Origin of the sequence: Polaromonas sp. CF318 (assembly GCF_000282655.1) — a bacterium.
In the GTDB taxonomy this organism is placed as follows: Bacteria; Pseudomonadota; Gammaproteobacteria; order Burkholderiales; family Burkholderiaceae_C; genus Polaromonas.
In genome coordinates this window covers 75448-92151 of sequence record NZ_AKIV01000076.1, presented here as the reverse complement: position 1 = coordinate 92151, position 16704 = coordinate 75448, and the positions used below count along the sequence as shown (strand labels likewise).

General features: G+C 64.2%; 15 protein-coding genes. 6 read left to right on the top strand and 9 right to left on the bottom strand.

What is annotated here, in order from left to right; genetic code table 11:
• Positions 1-100: 100 nt before the first annotated feature.
• The 3 genes from PMI15_RS15160 to lgt form a co-directional block, all read right to left on the bottom strand.
• Complete coding sequence (locus PMI15_RS15160; protein WP_007870687.1) at positions 101-1570, bottom strand: malonyl-CoA decarboxylase domain-containing protein; 1470 nt, start codon at positions 1568-1570, stop codon at positions 101-103.
• Positions 1567-2235 carry a GntR family transcriptional regulator gene (locus PMI15_RS15155; protein WP_007870686.1) on the bottom strand — a complete coding sequence of 223 codons (669 nt, stop codon included), beginning with the start codon at positions 2233-2235 and terminating at the stop codon, positions 1567-1569. Before PMI15_RS15155 ends, PMI15_RS15160 begins: the two co-directional genes overlap by 4 nt.
• 265 nt (positions 2236-2500) lie before the next feature.
• Entirely contained in the window at positions 2501-3316 is an 816-nt protein-coding gene (gene lgt, locus PMI15_RS15150) for a prolipoprotein diacylglyceryl transferase (RefSeq protein ID WP_007870685.1), read from the bottom strand.
• Between the two features lie 92 nt (positions 3317-3408).
• On the opposite strand from lgt, the gene PMI15_RS15145 reads away from it, so the two are divergent.
• On the top strand, positions 3409-3966 hold the full coding sequence (locus PMI15_RS15145; RefSeq protein WP_007870684.1) for a DUF4124 domain-containing protein: 558 nt from the start codon (positions 3409-3411) through the stop codon (positions 3964-3966).
• On the opposite strand, the gene PMI15_RS15140 is transcribed toward PMI15_RS15145, so the two are convergent.
• Positions 3953-4924, bottom strand: a complete 972-nt coding sequence (locus PMI15_RS15140) for a LysR family transcriptional regulator (protein ID WP_007870683.1) — start codon at positions 4922-4924, stop codon at positions 3953-3955. The two genes, PMI15_RS15145 and PMI15_RS15140, sit on opposite strands and share 14 nt — an antisense overlap.
• A 128-nt stretch (positions 4925-5052) precedes the next feature.
• Between PMI15_RS15140 and ilvD the strand changes: the two genes are divergently transcribed.
• Entirely contained in the window at positions 5053-6753 is a 1701-nt protein-coding gene (gene ilvD / locus PMI15_RS15135; protein ID WP_007870682.1) for a dihydroxy-acid dehydratase, read from the top strand.
• Between the two features lie 139 nt (positions 6754-6892).
• Here ilvD and PMI15_RS15130 read toward each other — a convergent pair whose 3' ends face one another.
• On the bottom strand, positions 6893-7141 hold the full coding sequence (locus PMI15_RS15130; protein WP_007870681.1) for a TIGR04438 family Trp-rich protein: 249 nt from the start codon (positions 7139-7141) through the stop codon (positions 6893-6895).
• Positions 7142-7269: 128 nt separating this feature from the next.
• Here PMI15_RS15130 and PMI15_RS15125 point away from each other — a divergent pair, with 128 nt between their 5' ends.
• Positions 7270-7584: a c-type cytochrome gene (locus PMI15_RS15125; RefSeq protein ID WP_007870680.1), complete on the top strand. Its 315-nt coding sequence runs from the start codon at positions 7270-7272 to the stop codon at positions 7582-7584.
• A 61-nt stretch (positions 7585-7645) separates the two neighbouring features.
• Here PMI15_RS15125 and acs read toward each other — a convergent pair whose 3' ends face one another.
• Positions 7646-9643: an acetate--CoA ligase gene (gene acs, locus PMI15_RS15120; RefSeq protein ID WP_007870671.1), complete on the bottom strand. Its 1998-nt coding sequence runs from the start codon at positions 9641-9643 to the stop codon at positions 7646-7648.
• Positions 9644-9794: 151 nt separating this feature from the next.
• On the opposite strand from acs, the gene PMI15_RS15115 reads away from it, so the two are divergent.
• Positions 9795-10409: a YqhA family protein gene (locus PMI15_RS15115; RefSeq protein WP_007870664.1), complete on the top strand. Its 615-nt coding sequence runs from the start codon at positions 9795-9797 to the stop codon at positions 10407-10409.
• A 3-nt stretch (positions 10410-10412) separates the two neighbouring features.
• Here PMI15_RS15115 and nhaA read toward each other — a convergent pair whose 3' ends face one another.
• Complete coding sequence (gene nhaA, locus PMI15_RS15110) at positions 10413-11615, bottom strand: Na+/H+ antiporter NhaA (RefSeq protein WP_007870662.1); 1203 nt, start codon at positions 11613-11615, stop codon at positions 10413-10415.
• Positions 11616-11760: 145 nt separating this feature from the next.
• On the bottom strand, positions 11761-13152 hold the full coding sequence (fumC, locus tag PMI15_RS15105) for a class II fumarate hydratase (protein ID WP_007870660.1): 1392 nt from the start codon (positions 13150-13152) through the stop codon (positions 11761-11763).
• 140 nt (positions 13153-13292) lie between these two features.
• Between fumC and PMI15_RS15100 the strand changes: the two genes are divergently transcribed.
• Positions 13293-14843, top strand: a complete 1551-nt coding sequence (locus tag PMI15_RS15100) for a fumarate hydratase (RefSeq protein WP_007870657.1) — start codon at positions 13293-13295, stop codon at positions 14841-14843.
• On the top strand, positions 14840-15637 hold the full coding sequence (murI, locus tag PMI15_RS15095) for a glutamate racemase (protein WP_007870654.1): 798 nt from the start codon (positions 14840-14842) through the stop codon (positions 15635-15637). Before PMI15_RS15100 ends, murI begins: the two co-directional genes overlap by 4 nt.
• A gap of 13 nt (positions 15638-15650) precedes the next feature.
• Here murI and PMI15_RS15090 read toward each other — a convergent pair whose 3' ends face one another.
• A complete protein-coding gene (locus PMI15_RS15090) occupies positions 15651-16640 on the bottom strand; it encodes a tripartite tricarboxylate transporter substrate binding protein (protein WP_007870652.1) in 990 nt (329 codons plus the stop codon).
• Positions 16641-16704 lie beyond the last annotated feature (64 nt).

The window sequence follows — 16704 nt, the reverse complement described above, 5'->3', positions numbered from 1 at the left end:
TCAGAAAAAGGCAAACCGGAAGTTCAAGGGTGATGAACCCGGCCTGCCGCCACCCAAACCCATCGTCAATACGTCCTCAACCACGTTCTTAAGTACACATTCAAATGTACAAATCTTCGATGTCGCCTGACACGGGGATTTCCCCCTGTGCGAGCTGCGCGCGGTGCCTGTCAAGGCGCTTGAGGTCGTAGAGGTAATTCACCATGAGACCGTAGGACTGCTTGAGTCCTTTGGGCGTGGGGTCGCCTGCCCAGTTGATGCGTTCTATGCGCGCGCCATTGCCCAGGTGAAAGCGCGCCACCGGGTCCAGCGGCTTGCCCTCTTCCAGGGTCCGCCCCAGGTAATGGGCGGCGCAATGCAGCAGCATTTTGCGCACCGGCGATTTTTCGCCGAGCGCGAGCGGGTTCTCGATGGCCGAAAGCAAATGCCCCGCGCCGGGCGGCTCGAAGCCCACGGCCCGGCCCAGCGCCGTGAGTTCCTTTTCGCCCAGCTTTTCGAGCATGGCGCCGGCGTTCTTGCCCAGCCAGTTGCGAAAACCCGGAATCGGCGACAGCGTGGCAAAGGTCTTGAGCTTGGGAAACTCTTCCTTCAGCGTCTCGACCACGCGCTTGATCAGGGAGTCGCCGAAACTCACGCCGCGCAGCCCGGCCTGGGTGTTGCTTATCGAATAAAAAATGGCGGTGGTGGCGCGGCTCAGGTCCGAAGGCGCGGCCAGTTCGTCGAGCAGCGGCATGATGTCGCCCGCAATCTGCTCGACCATGGCGACCTCCACGAAGATCAGCGGCACCTCGGGCAGGCGCGGGTGGAAAAAGCCGTAGCAGCGCCTGTCGCTGTCGAGCCGGTTCTTCACGTCGGCCCAGCCTTTGATGTCATGGACCGCCTCGTACTTGATGAGCTTCTCGATCAGCGAGGCCGGCGAATCCCAGGTGATGCGGCGCAGGTCGAGAAAGCCCACGTCGAACCAGGTGGAAAACATGTATTCCATTTCCACGTCCAGCGCCAGCAGGCGCTTGTCGGACTTGAGGCTGGACTGCATTTCGGCCCGCATGTCGACCAGAAACTGGATGCCACCCGGGTAGACGCTGAAGCGCTGCAGCAGGCGCCGGCGCGGCGACACCGTGGCGCGCCGGTAGCGCACTTCGGCCACCGCCTCCTCGGGCGTGCCCACCGCCGCCGCGAACTGCGCCTGCGCGGCCTTGACCTTTTGCGGGTTGGCAACGAACTGTTCGCTCATGAGCATCCACAGGTCGCGCCGGCGCGCCGCCGTGGCGCCCTCGTACCAGGCCGCGATGGCCATGGCGCGGCGGCCGCCCTCGACCTCGCTCACGCGGGGATCGATGATGGCCTGCAGCTCCTGCAAGGTGCGGCGCAGCACGCGCGGCGACAGCGCCTCGTCTTTCTGGCTCAGCGTCGCCTGCAGCCGCTCATGCGTGCTGCGCGCGGGCAGGCTTGCACCGGACGCCGCTTTTTTGGCCACCGCCGGGGCGGCTGGTGGCGCCGTATTCCCCGCGGCGCCCTTGTCGCCGGTAAAGCGCGAGACGTTGCGGCTGAGCCACTCGGCGGCGCTCATGCTGCCACCCTGGAGCGCTGGTTGCGGGCCAGTTCGCGCAGCGCTTCACGCTGGCGCGTCAAGTGAGTGCGCATGGCGGCCTCCGCGCCTTCACTGTCGCGGCTCTTGAGGGCCGCGAACACCGTCATGTGCTCCGACAGGCTTTGCGCCAGCCGACCCGGCGCGTGAAGCTGCTGCAGCCGCGCGAGCTTGAGGATTTTGCGCAGGTCGGCAATGGCCTGCGCCAGCCAGCGGTTGTCGGCCAGCAGGATGATGGCCTCGTGGATCGCGAAATTGGTGGCGTAGTAGTCGTTGATGCGGCCGGCCGCCGCATGGCTGTTGAGGCGCTCGTGCAGGGTGGTCAGCGCCGCGAGGTCGGCGTCCGTGGCGTTGCGCGCCGCCTCGTAGGCGCAGCGCCCTTCCAGCAGCGCGATCACCGGGAAGATGTCGTCGAGGTCCTTTTCGGTCACTTCGTTGACAAAGCAGCCGCGCCGGGGCTCATGGCGCAGCAGCCCTTCCGATGTCAGCACCTTGAGCGCCTCGCGCAGCGGCGTGCGCGAGATTTCCAGCCGCTCGCACAACGCGACCTCATCCAGAAAGCTCCCGGGCGCCAGCTGACCCGCGAAAATTTGCTCGCGCAGGGTATCGGCGACCTCCTGGTGCAGTGAATTCTGGACAAGACGCATGGCATGACCCTTTGACTGACCCGGCCCGCCGGCACGGCGAACCCCTGCTGAACACTCGCTTTCCCGCTGGTGCCTTGACGTTCAATCCAGCGGTAATTTCAAGTAATTACGTGTAATTATGAGAAATAACTCAAACGCAATCAAGAGGCTGTGCCTGAAAACGACAGGGAAAAACCCTAGTGGAGACTTGCGGATTGTGGCGCGAACGCGAGCAGCATGGGCCGCCCCGCCCGGGCAGCCTCCCTTGTGCCGGTTTGGCCGGGCCTCAGGCCGGCTCGGCGCGTTTTGTCGCCCACACCCAGAGCCAGGCGCCGCCGATGATCATGGGAACGCAAAGCCATTGACCCATGCTCATGCCCAGGGCCAGGATGCCGAGGAACTCGTCCGGCTCGCGGAAAAACTCGGCAATGAAGCGGAACACGCCGTAGCCCAGCAGGAAGGCGCCGGAGACCTGGCCCGTCTTGCGGGGCTTGCGCGCATACAGCCACAGCAGCACGAACAGCAGCAGGCCTTCAAGCAGGAACTGGTAAACCTGTGAGGGATGGCGCGGCAGCGGGGAGCCGCTGCCCGGAAACACCATGCCCCAGAGCAGGGCCGGGTCGCTGAAGCGCCCCCACAGCTCCCCGTTGATGAAATTGCCGACGCGCCCCGCCGCCAGCCCCGTGGGCACGCAAGGCGCCACAAAATCCATCACCTGCAGCCAGGGCCGCTGGCGCGAACGCGCAAACCACCATTGCGAGGCCAGCACCCCCAGCATGCCGCCGTGAAAGCTCATGCCGCCCTGCCACACGAAAAAAATCTCCAGCGGATGCGACAGGTAGTAGCCTGGCTTGTAGAAAAGGCAGTAACCGAGCCGCCCGCCCACCACCACACCCATCACCCCCAGAAACAGCATGTCCTCAATATCCCTGCGCGACCAGGCGCCCGGTCCGGTGATGGAGGCAAAAGGCTGGTGACGCAGCCGCCGCGTGGCAAGGAAGAAAAACAGGCCAAAGGCCGCCAGGTAGGTCAGGCCGTACCAGTGGATGCCCAGCGGGCCTATCTGGAGTGCGATGGGATTGATTTGCGGGTGGATGAGCATGAGCGGTATTTTGCACGCATGCCTCGTAGGAAAGGGCTTACGCGAAGACTGCGTTGGATTAGACTGCCGGCAACACCGTCACGGACTCCGCCATGCGCCACCGCTTCCTCCCTGCCCTTGCTGCCTGCCTGCTGGGCCTGCTCTTCATGCAGCCTGCCACCGCGCAGGTCTACCAATGCCTGGACGCGAACGGCAAAAAAGTGTTTTCACAAATGCCGTGCGCGACCCAGGGCGGCAGCGAAAAACTCATCATGCAGGCGCCCGCGAGATCCGCCGCTCCCCCGGTGCCGGCCGACGGCTTGCCCTCTGCCAACGCTGCTGCGCCAAAAGACTGGGCGGCGGAAAACGCCGCCGCCGACGCGCGGGCGGCGGCCGCCGAAGCCGCCGCCGGCGCATCGCGCCAAGGCACGTCCCCGGCATTGGGCGGTTTGCGCAAAGGCGCTGCCCCAGCCCCGCTCACCGACAAACAAATCATTGCCAACTGCGAGGCCAATCGCGGCGCGCGCTGCAGCAGCGCCAACGAAATAGCCCAACGCAGGATGGAGCAGCGCGAACTCACCGCGTCGGAAAGGCAGCAGCAGCAAAGCGCGGTGGCGGCGCGCCGGCAACGCGAACAGGACGAAGCCTTTTACCGGTCTACTCGCCGATAAAGGCCGCGAAGCGCGCGAGCGCCGGGTTGGCGCTGGCGCCCGGCCAGACCAGGCTGGTCTCGCAGCCAGGCACCGCGACCAGAGCGCCCCGCGAACCGCCGCGCGCGGAAGGCCTGCCGACAGGCAGGCTGCGGTACACCACGCCGGGCCGCTGGAATTGCCGCACGCTCTCGGGAACCCAGGCCACGCCCAGCCCGGCGGATACCAGGTTCACGATGGTCTGCATCTGGATGGCTTCCTGCGCGACCTGCGGCAATTGCCCGGCCGCGTGGTACATCGCAAAAATCGCGTCATAAAGCGAAGGCACGATGCGCCGCGGAAAAATCACCAGCGCCTGGTCCAACAGGTCCGCAAGAGTGAGTTCAGCCTTGTTTGCCAGCGGGTGCTGTTCAGGCAGCGCCACCACCAGCGGATCCTGGCTGATGCGCCGGCAAGCCAGGCCGGGCGGCGCAAAGCCGGGGGAATGCAGCATGAAGCCCGCGTCGATCTCGCCGCGTTCAAAGGCCTGCAATTGCACGTCGCCGGTTGCCTCCAGCAGCTCCAGTTGCACTTTCGGGTAGTGCTCGCGAAAGGCCCGCACCCAGCGCGGCAGCAACTCAAAACCCACGGTGGAGACAAAAGCCAGCCGCAAACGCCCCGCCTCGCCGTCGGCGCTGGCGCGCGCGTACGCCGGCAAGGCCTGGGCGCGCGCCAGCAGGTCGCGCGCCTCGGGCACCAGCGCCGCACCCGCCGCCGTGAGCTGCACGCTGCGCTTGGTGCGGTCAAACAGCCTGAGCCCCAGCAGCGACTCCAGTTGCGCAATGGCTTGCGTGAGCGGCGGCTGGGTCATGCTCAGGCGCAGGGCCGCGCGGCCGAAGTGCAACTCCTCGGCCACGGCCAGGAACTGGCGCCACAGGCGCAGCTCGATCAGGGGCGGTTTGCGGGAAGCCGTGTGCACGGTATTGATGGCGTCATTCATATGTATTACATATTAATAGATCATAAATAATGGATTGGAAAGAATCAATCAAAGCACGCATACTCTGCTTTCGATTGCCACGGCACAGCCCGGGCACACCCAAACAGACATCCACCACGAGACGCACCATGAACACCAAGACCATCAACATCGTTGCCAACCCGCGCAGCAAAAACATCACCGAGGGCAAATCGCGCGCGCCCAACCGCTCCATGTACTACGCCATGGGCTACGAGGCCGACGACTTCAAAAAACCCATGGTCGGCGTGGCCAACGGCCACAGCACCATCACGCCTTGCAACAGCGGCCTGCAAAAGCTGGCGGATGCGGCGATTGCCGGCATCGAGGAAGCCGGCGGCAACGCCCAGGTCTTCGGCACGCCGACCATCTCCGACGGCATGGCCATGGGCACCGAAGGCATGAAGTATTCGCTGGTGAGCCGCGAGGTGATCTCGGACTGCATCGAAACCTGCGTGCAGGGCCAGTGGATGGACGGCGTGCTGGTGGTCGGCGGTTGCGACAAGAACATGCCGGGCGGCCTGATGGGCATGCTGCGCGCCAACGTGCCGGCGATCTACGTCTACGGCGGCACCATCCTGCCGGGCAGCTACAAGGGCAAGGACCTCAACATCGTCAGCGTATTCGAAGCCGTGGGAGAGAACGCCGCCGGCCGCATGAGCGATGAGGACCTGCTGGAGATCGAGCGCCGCGCCATTCCCGGCACCGGCAGCTGCGGCGGCATGTACACGGCCAACACCATGTCCAGCGCTTTCGAGGCCCTGGGTATTTCGCTGCCCTACTCCAGCACCATGGCCAACCCGCACGATGAAAAAATGAACTCGGCCAAGGAGTCGGCCAAGGTCCTGGTCGAAGCCATCAAGAAAGACATCAAGCCGCGCGACATCGTCACCAAGAAGGCGATTGAAAACGCGGTCGCCGTGATCATGGCGACCGGCGGCTCCACCAATGCCGTGCTGCACTTTCTGGCCATCGCCCACGCGGCCGGCGTGGAATGGACGATCGACGACTTCGAGCGCGTGCGCCAGCGCACGCCGGTGCTGTGCGACCTCAAACCCTCGGGAAAATACCTCGCTGTGGACCTGCACCGCGCCGGCGGCATTCCCCAGGTCATGAAAACGCTGCTGGCCGCCGGCCTGCTGCACGGCGACTGCCTGACGATTTCCGGCCAGACCATCGCCGAGACGCTCAAGGACGTACCTGAGGTACCGCGTGCCGACCAGGACGTGATCCGCCCTATCGACAAGCCCATGTACGCCCAGGGCCACCTGGCCATCCTCAAGGGCAACCTTTCGCCCGAGGGCTGCGTCGCCAAGATCACCGGCCTGAAAAACCCGGTCATGACCGGCCCGGCGCGCGTGTTTGACGACGAACAGTCTGCGCTGGCCGCGATTCTGGCCGGCAAGATCAAGGCCGGCGACGTGATGGTGCTGCGTTACCTCGGCCCCAAGGGCGGGCCCGGCATGCCTGAAATGCTGGCCCCCACCGGCGCGCTGATAGGCGCCGGCCTCGGTGAAAGCGTGGGCCTGATCACCGACGGCCGCTTCTCCGGCGGCACCTGGGGCATGGTGGTCGGCCACGTCGCGCCCGAAGCCGCGGCCGGTGGCAACATCGCCTTCATCAACGAAGGTGACTCCATCACCATCGATTCCAAGCAGCTTTTGCTGCAGCTGAACATCAGCGACGCCGAACTGGCCCAGCGCAAGGTCGGCTGGAAGGCTCCGGCGCCGCGTTACACCCGCGGCGTGCAGGCGAAGTTCGCGTTTAATGCATCCAGCGCCAGCAAAGGCGCGGTGCTGGACGACTATTGAGTTGACCCCGGCCCGCTGAAACAACAAGAGCCCGTGAAGTTACAGACTTCACGGGCTCTTTGCTTTGGGCCGCCTCGCCGTTTGCGAACGGCGGATAAATTGGTGCTGTACCCTAATAAGGACTTGAGGTGGCTCGGGCCTACTTCTTCCTCTTTTTGGCCGAGAGCATACCCATGGCTTCGCGCTGCTTTTCGATCCGGTCGTCCTTGCGCTTGGCCATCTTGTCGACTTCCCTGCGCTTGGTGTAGCCCGATGCATCGGCCCAGGCCCACCAGGCGACGGCCATTGCAAAAGGAGACAGCACGATGAACCAATTCAAGGTGGCCACCGGCCCGATCTCCAGGTATTTAAGCACCAACGCGGCAATGCCCAGCAATAAAAAAAACATGAAATTTCTCCTGAATATGTCCACCAGCGCCAAGGGGTATCCCCTTGAAACAAGGGTCAACCGGCACCACTACAATCACGTTGATTGACTGTAACCGAATCCACAACTTCCCCCCACGAGGACAATCCATGAAACGCATTCTTTCGGTAATCGCTTTTGTGACCACGGGTTTTGCCGTGTCGACCCCTGCCCTGGCCGACCTGCAATTGGCTACCGCCAAGAACTGCATGGCCTGCCATGCCGTCGACAAAAAGCTGGTCGGTCCCTCCTACAAGGATGTTGCCGCCAAGTACGCCGGCCAGAAAGATGCCGCCGACAAGCTGGCCGCCAAAATCATCAAGGGCGGTTCGGGCGTCTGGGGCCCGGTGCCCATGCCCGCGAACGCGCAAGTCAATCCTGAAGAAGCCAAAAAACTGGCCGCCTGGGTCCTGGCAACCAAATAAGCGGCTCGCAAGCCCACAAAAAAGCCCGTCATCGACGGGCTTTTTTTATACCTGATTAACCTTACTGCTTTTCAGCCAATTGCTCCAGGATCGCCGGATTTTCCAAGGTCGAAGTGTCCTGCGTGATCGCCTCGCCCTTGGCGATGCCGCGCAGCAGGCGGCGCATGATCTTGCCGCTGCGTGTCTTGGGCAGGTTGTCGCCGAAGCGGATGTCCTTGGGCTTGGCGATGGGACCGATTTCCTTGCCGACCCAGTCGCGCAGTTCCTTGGCGATGGCCTTGGCCTCCTCGCCCGTGGGGCGCGCGCGCTTGAGCACCACAAAGGCCACGATGGCCTCGCCGGTCAGGTCGTCGGGCCGGCCCACCACGGCGGCCTCGGCCACCAGCGCGGAATGCGCCACCAGCGCCGATTCGATTTCCATGGTGCCCATGCGGTGGCCCGAGACGTTCAGCACGTCATCGATGCGGCCGGTGATGCGGAAGTAGCCGTTGTCGGCATTGCGCACCGCGCCGTCGCCGGCCAGGTAAATCGTGCCGCCCATTTCTTCGGGGAAATAGCTCTTCTTGAAACGCTCGGGGTCGTTCCAGATGGTGCGGATCATGGACGGCCAGGGACGCTTGACGACCAGCATGCCGCCCGAGCCGTTGGGCAGGTCCTTGCCGGTTTCATCGACGATGGCGGTCATGATGCCGGGCAGCGGCAGGGTGCAGCTGCCGGGCACCAGCGGCGTGGCGCCGGGCAGCGGCGTGATCATGTGGCCGCCGGTTTCGGTCTGCCAGAAGGTGTCCACGATGGGGCAGCGCTCGCCGCCCACGTTTTTGTAGTACCACATCCAGGCTTCGGGATTGATGGGCTCGCCGACCGAGCCCAGGATGCGCAGGCTGCTGAGGTCCGAGCGTGCCGGGTGCACTTTTTCGTCGCCTTCGGCGGCCTTGATCAGTGAACGGATGGCCGTGGGCGCGGTGTAGAAAATCGTGACCTTGTGCTTTTCGATCATCTGCCAGAAGCGTCCCGCATTCGGGAAGGTCGGGATGCCCTCGAAAATGATCTGCGTCGCGCCGGCCGCCAGCGGGCCGTAGGCCACGTAGGTGTGGCCGGTGATCCAGCCGATGTCGGCCGTGCACCAGAACACGTCGGCGGGCTGGATGTCGAAGGTCCAGTCCATCGTGAGCTTGGCCCAGAGCAGATAGCCGCCCGTGCTGTGCTGCACGCCCTTGGGTTTGCCGGTCGAGCCCGAGGTGTAAAGAATGAACAGCGGGTGCTCGGCGCCGACGAATTCGGGCTCGCACACCGGCGCCGCCTTGGCCGTGATTTCGTGCATCAGGCTGTCGCGCCCGGCCACCATGTTGCAGGCCGTGGCGGTGCGCTGGTAGACGATCACGTTCTTGATCGACTCGCAGCCACCCATGGCGATGCCTTCATCGACGATGGCTTTGAGCGGCAGTTCCTTGCCGCCGCGCAACTGGTAGTTGGCGGTAATGACGGCCACGGCGCCGGCGTCCTGGATGCGCTCCTGCAGGCTCTTGGCCGAGAAGCCGCCGAACACGACGGAATGCGTGGCGCCTATGCGCGCGCAGGCCTGCATGGCCACCACACCCTCAACCGTCATCGGCATGTAGATGATGACGCGGTCGCCCTTCTTGATGCCCGCGCCCTTGAGCGCGCTGGCAAACTGGCTGACCCTGGCGTGCAGTTCCTTGTAAGTGACGTTGGTGACCTTGCCGTCGTCGCTTTCGAAAATGATGGCTTTTTTGTTTTCGGTCGGCGTGCCCAGGTGGCGGTCCAGGCAGTTGTAGGAGGCGTTGAGTTCGCCGTCGGCAAACCATTTGTAGAAGGGTGCGGCGGATTCGTCCAGCGTCTTCGTGAAAGGCTTTTTCCAGCTGAGGTTTTCGCGCGCCAGGCGCGCCCAGAATCCCTCAAAATCCTTTTCAGCCTCGGCGCACAAAGCCTGGTAGGCCGGCATGCCCGAAATGCGCGCGGCCTTCACGGTGGCGGCGGCGGGCGGGAAGATGCGGTTCTCCACCAGGGTCGATTCAATCGCAGAATTGGGGGCGCTCATTTGGCTTTGTCTCCTGTTTGTCACTGAATGCGTGGTACTGTTATCTGCCGCACTTACAAGCCACTGACTGGCTTGAACCTTACAAATCCCAAAGTTCCCGGGGTGGCCAGCCTCCCCTCTACAATGCCGCAAACCTTCAGCTTACGCCACCATGACTGAACCTACCCAAGACCAACCACCCGGAAAAATCTCCCCGCTGCGCCCGCTGCCCAACCTGATTTTCGCCAGCCGCTGGCTGCAATTGCCGCTCTACCTGGGCCTGATCGCCGCGCAGGCGGTGTACGTGATGCACTTCCTGGTCGAATTGTGGCACCTGGTCGAAGCCGCCTTCGGCAGCCAGACCGCCCTGCAATCGCTGATCAACAGCATAGGCTACAAGACCGCTACGCCCATCGTGTCGCTAAATGAGACGGTCATCATGCTGGTGGTGCTGGCCCTGATCGACGTGGTCATGATCTCCAACCTGCTGATCATGGTCATCGTCGGCGGCTACGAAACCTTTGTGAGCCGCATGAACCTTGAGGGCCACCGCGACCAGCCGGAATGGCTGAGCCATGTGAATGCCTCGGTGCTCAAGGTCAAACTGGCCACGGCCATCATCGGCATCAGCTCCATCCACCTGCTCAAGACCTTCATCAACGCCGACAACTACACCGACAAGGTCCTGATCGCGCAGACCGTGATCCACATCACCTTCCTGCTGTCAGCCATTGCGATCGCCTACACCGACAAGATCATGTCGGGCATCGCCGCGCAAAAGCACTAAACCTCAGGTGGGCGTTTTCGCCGCCTCCACGGCGGTGCCGCTGCGCAACAGCATCAGCGCGCCCAGCGCGCCGGACAGCAGCGAGCCGCAGAGCACCCCCAGCTTGAGCTGCGTTTCATAGGCGGCATCCTGGCCGGCAAAGGCCAGCGCGCCTATGAAGAGGCTCATGGTGAAACCCACGCCGCAGAGCAGGCAGACGCCAAAAAACTGCCTCCAATCGGCCTCTGCCGGCAGGCGCGCACCGGCAAAGCGGATCAGCAGCCAGGACGCGCCGAACACGCCTATCGCCTTGCCCACCAGCAGGCCCAGCGTGATGCCCATGGGCACGCTTTGCAGCAGCGTCCCCATCGTCACGCCCTGAAGCGACACCCCCGCGTTGGCGAACGCAAACATGGGCAGCACCGCAAAAGCCACCCAGGGATGCAGCGCATGCTCGGCTGTCTTGAGCGGCGAGCCGCCCTTGCCGTCCGACAGGGGAATCGCCAGCGCGGTCACGACGCCCGCCAGCGTCGCATGAATGCCGGACTTGTAGACGAAGAGCCAGATCACCAGACCCACCATCACATAGGGCCCAATCGCCATGACCTTGGCCCGGTTCAGGGCCAGCAGCACCAGCACGCCCACGCCGGCAGCGGCCAGCGCCGTCACCGACAGGCCATCGGTGTAGAAAAAAGCGATGATGAGGATGGCCCCGAGGTCGTCAATGATGGCGACGGCCGTCAAAAACACTTTCAGCGATGTCGGCACACGACTGCCCAGCAACACCAGGATGCCCAGCGCAAAGGCGATGTCGGTCGCCGCCGGGATGGCCCAGCCGCGCATGGCGACGGGGTTGCCGGCATTGATCGCCATGTAAATGAGGGCAGGCACCAGCATGCCGCCCAGTGCCGCACCCGCCGGCAAAAGGGCCTGGCTTCGCGAGGCGAGCTCACCGTCCAGCAACTCGCGCTTGATTTCCAGCCCCACCAGGAAAAAGAACACCGCCATCCACAGATCATTGACCCAGTGCAGCAGCGACTTGGAAAGCACCAGCAGATCACTGCCGACACGCAGCTCGCCGGGCAACTGCACAAACCGGTTGTAAGCCTCACCCCATGGCGAATTGCTCAGGACCAGCGCCAGCACGGCGGCCAGCGCCAGGACCACGCCCGACAGCGACTGCGAATTGATGAACTGGTTGAGGGTGCGATGGACGAATTTCAGCATGCCCTATTGTCCCAGACACCAGGTCACCGACGCGTCCGCCCCTCCCAAGGCGCCGCGGAACCGGCTTTGCCGGGCCGCAGGCGCCGCCCCCTGCAAGGGGGGAACAGGCTACACGCAGTGAGCCTGGACGGGGGTGTGCCTATGTTCAGACCATATCCCCGGGAACCACCCACTTATCGAACTGCTCGCCCGTGACATAGCCCGAAGCCAGCGCCGCGTCGCGCAGGCTGCTGCCTTCCTTGTGCGCTTTTTTCGCGATGAAGGCGGCCTTGTCGTAGCCAATGTGGGTGTTCAGCGCCGTCACCAGCATCAGCGAGCGGTCCACCAGCTCGGTGATGCGTTCGCGGTTCGGCTCTATGCCCTCGGCGCAGTGGTCGTTGAAGCTCACCATGCCGTCGGCCAGCAGGCGCACGCTCTGCAGGAAGTTGTGCGCCACCATGGGCCGGAAGACGTTGAGTTCGAAATTGCCCGAGGCGCCGCCGAAGTTGATGGCGACGTCATTGCCGAACACCTGGGCCGCCAGCATGGTGACGGCTTCGCTCTGCGTCGGGTTGACCTTGCCCGGCATGATGGACGAGCCGGGTTCGTTCTCGGGAATGCTGAGCTCGCCGATGCCGCTGCGCGGGCCGCTGGCCAGCCAGCGCACGTCATTGGCGATTTTCATCATGCTGGCCGCCAGGGTCTTGAGCGCGCCGTGCGCATGCACCAGGCCGTCGACCGAGGCCAGCGCTTCGAATTTGTTGGGCGCCGTGACAAAAGGCAGACCGGTGAGCGTGGCCAGCTCGGCCGCCACCTGCACGGCATAACCCTTGGGTGCGTTCAGGCCGGTACCGACGGCGGTGCCGCCCAACGCCAGCTCGCACAGGTGTGGCAAGGCGGCGCGCACGTGTTTTTCGCCGTGGTCCAGCTGCGCGACATAGCCCGAAAACTCCTGGCCCAGCGTGAGCGGCGTGGCATCCTGCAGGTGGGTGCGGCCAATCTTGACGATGCCGTCGAAATCCTGCGCTTTCTTCGCCAGCGTGGCGCGCAGTTTCGCGATGGCCGGCAGCAGCTTGTGGGTCAGCGCTTCCACCGCGGCCACATGCATGGCGGTCGGGAACACGTCGTTGGAAGACTGGCTGCGGTTGACGTCGTCGTTGGGGTGCACCAGCCGGCCTTCGCCGCGCTCGCCGCCCAGGATTTCGCTCGCGCGGTTGGCCAGCACCTCGTTGACGTTCATATTGGTCTGCGTGCCCGAGCCGGTCTGCCAGACCACCAGCGGGAACTCGTCCGCATGTTTGCCCGCGATCACCTCGTCGGCCGCGGCCACGATGGCTTTGGTTTTTTTCTCGTCCTGCAGGCCCAGCGCGTGGTTGACCTTGGCAGAAGATCGCTTGACCTGGGCCAGCGCCTTGATGATCTCGCGCGGCTGCTGTTCACCCGAGATGTCGAAGTTCTGCAGGGAACGCTGCGTCTGCGCGCCCCAGAGTTTGTCGGACGGCACCGCGATGGGGCCGAAGGTGTCGCGCTCGGTGCGCGTGCTGCTGCTTGTCGTCATGGAATGTCCTGCGCTGTCAAAAAAGGGGAAAACTGAAGTATGACCGCAGACGAGAAGAATTCTCATCTGAGGGGTTTTGCGAAGACGGATAATTGCAAGGTTTGCCCGAATTCCCCCAAAACGACGATCCCCACCCCACCATGACCACGATCAAGCAAGCCGACCTCATCGAATCCGTAGCCGCCGCGCTGCAGTACATCAGCTACTACCACCCCACGGACTACATCGCCCACCTGGCGCGCGCCTACGAGCGCGAGCAAAGCCCGGCAGCCAAGGACGCGATCGCACAGATCCTCACCAACAGCAAGATGAGCGCCACCGGCCAGCGCCCCATCTGCCAGGACACCGGCATCGTCAACGTGTTCCTCAAGATCGGCATGAACGTGCGCTGGGAAGGCTTCACCGGAAGCATTGACGACGCCGTCAACGAAGGCGTGCGCCGCGGCTACAACCACCCCGACAACACCCTCCGCGCCTCGGTCGTCGCCGACCCGCAGTTCGAACGCAAGAACACCAAGGACAACACGCCGGCCGTGATCTTCACCGAATTGGTGCCCGGCGACAAAGTCGATGTCACCGTGGCCGCCAAGGGCGGCGGCAGCGAAAACAAAAGCAAGCTGGTGATGCTCAACCCCGGCGACTCGGTGGTCGACTGGGTGCTCAAGACCGTGCCCACCATGGGCGCAGGCTGGTGCCCGCCCGGCATGCTGGGCATAGGCATAGGCGGCACCGCAGAAAAAGCCGTGCTGATGGCCAAGGAAAGCCTGATGGACGACCTCGACATGTACGAACTGCAGGCCAAGTCGTCCTCGGGCGCCCCACTGAGCAAGACCGAAGAGTTGCGCCTGGAGCTGTTCGAGAAAGTCAACGCCCTGGGCATAGGCGCGCAAGGCCTGGGGGGCCTCACCACCGTGCTCGACATCAAGATCAAGATGTACCCCACCCACGCGGCCAGCAAGCCCGTGGCCATGATCCCCAACTGCGCCGCCACGCGCCACGCCCACTTCGTGATGGACGGCAGCGGCCCGGTCTACCTGGATCCGCCTTCGCTGGACCTGTGGCCCAACGTGAACTGGGCACCCGACTACAACAAGAGCAAAAAGGTCAACCTCAACACGCTCACCCGGGAAGAAGTCGCCAGCTGGAAGCCCGGCCAGACCCTGCTGCTCAACGGCAAGATGCTGACCGGCCGCGACGCCGCGCACAAGCGCATCCAGGGCATGCTGGCCAAGGGCGAAAAACTGCCGGTCGATTTCACCAACCGTGTCATCTACTACGTCGGCCCGGTCGACCCGGTGCGCGACGAAGCCGTGGGCCCGGCCGGCCCGACCACCGCCACGCGCATGGACGGCTTCACGGAAATGATGCTGGCTGAAACCGGCCTGATCTCCATGATTGGCAAGTCCGAGCGCGGCCCGGTCGCCATCGAGGCCATCAAAAAACACAAGAGCGCCTACCTGATGGCCGTCGGCGGCGCCGCCTACCTGGTCAGCAAGGCCATCAAGACCGCCAAGGTCATCGGTTTCGCCGACCTGGGCATGGAAGCGATTTACGAATTCGACGTGGTGGACATGCCCGTAACCGTGGCGGTGGACTCGGGCGGCACCAGCGCCCACATCACCGGCCCGGCCGAGTGGCAGAAAAAAATCGCCAGCGGGGAATTCAAGAACATCCCCGTCGCGGCGGCGTGAGCGAAAGCCAGGCCGGGGCCGCACGGCCGGTCGGCGTGTTCGACAGCGGCGTGGGCGGCCTGAGCATCCTCAAGGCGCTGCGGGCGCAGCTGCCCGCCGAGTCTTTCGTCTACCTGGCCGACGCGGGCTTCGCGCCCTATGGCGAACGCGGCGATGCTTTTGTCACAGACCGCACACGTGCCGTCGTGCGCCAATTGCGCGACGAGCATGCGATCAAGGCGTTGGTGATCGCCTGCAACACCGCGACGGCGGCCGCCGCTCATCTTGTGCGAACCGAACACCCGGACTTGCCGCTGGTCGGCGTGGAGCCGGCACTCAAGCCGGCCGTCGCCTTGAGCAGGACACGCCGCATCGGCGTGATGGCGACACGCGGCACGGTGGCAAGCGCGAAGCTGCGCACCTTGCACGACACATTAAAAGACCAGGCCGAGTTCATCCTGCAGCCCTGCGACGGGCTGGCCGATGCGATCCAGAACCATGATGTCGCGCGGGTCCGCGCGCTGTGCGAGCAATACACGCGGGCGATGGGGCCTTTCGGCAACCAGGCTGGCCAGGTTGATACCCTGGTGCTGGGCTGCACGCACTACGCCTTCGCGTGGGACACGCTGCAGGCGATGGTGGGGGCCGATGTCCGGCTGATGGAAACCGGCGAACCTGTCGCGCGGCAGGCCCGCCGTTTGCTGCAGGCCGCCGGGCAGTTGCAGCCGGGCGATTTGCCCGGCCACACCACCTTGCTGACCACAGGCGCGCAAGAGGCGCTGCAGGCAGCAGCCCGGCGCTGGCTGGATCTGTAGCGCCGGCTGCCGCTTATTGCGGCTTCAGGCCCACGTTGCGGGCCAGGGTTCGCCAGCGCTCGGACTCCGAGCGCAGGAAGCCACGCAGCTGGTCGCGCGAGGTACCCTTCATTTCCACGCCCAGCGCCGACATGCGCTCCACCACCTTCAAATCCGACATCGCGGACAGCAGCTCCAGGCGAAGCCGCTCGGTGACTTCCAGCGGCGTGGTCGCCGGGGCCACCAACGCCCACCACTGGGCGACGTCCATGTTTTTCAGGCCGAGTTCCGTCATCGTCGGCAGGGAGCGCAGGATGGGGACGTCGGAGCGTTTGCGGCCCGTGACCGCCAGCGCCTTCACCTTGCCCGAAGCCATCAGGCTGGAGCCGGTCGCCAGCGTGGCGAAGTAAGAGGACACCTGTCCTGCCGCCAGATCGACCATGGCCGGCGCGCCACCGCGGTAAGGCACCATGTTGAACTTGACCTTGGTTTCCTGCGAAAACAGCTCGCCCACCAGGTGGCTGATAGAGCCCGTACCGCTGTTCGCCATGGGAGACGGCCCACCCTTGGGATTGGAAACGGATTTCAGGAAGCTCTTGAAGTCGCTGACTTCAGGGCCGGTGAACAGCACCATGGGCGAGGTGCCCACCAATGTGACCGGCGTGAAGTCGCGCAGGATGTCATAGGGCAGGTTGGCGACAACCGCGGGTGCGTACACATGGGACAGTTCGACAATCGCCAGCGTATAGCCATCGGGCGCCGACTTGGCGGCCTGGTCAATGCCGACGTGGCCCGCGCCGCCCGGCTTGTTGTCCACGACCACGGGCTGCTTCAAGCTGTCGCTCAGGCGTTGCGCGAGCACGCGGGTGATGGCGTCGGTGCTGCCACCGGCAGCCCAGGGAACGATGATCTTGATGGGCTTGTCGGGATAGGCAGCCCACGCGGGAGCGGCGCCAAGCGCCAGGGTGGCCGCGGAACCAGCAAGCAGCGTGCGCCGCTTGATGGGGAATTTTGAAACAGACATTAACTCTCACTCCTTGCATGTGTTCTCATACGCCCGACAACTCCGATCCATGCCGTGAGTCATC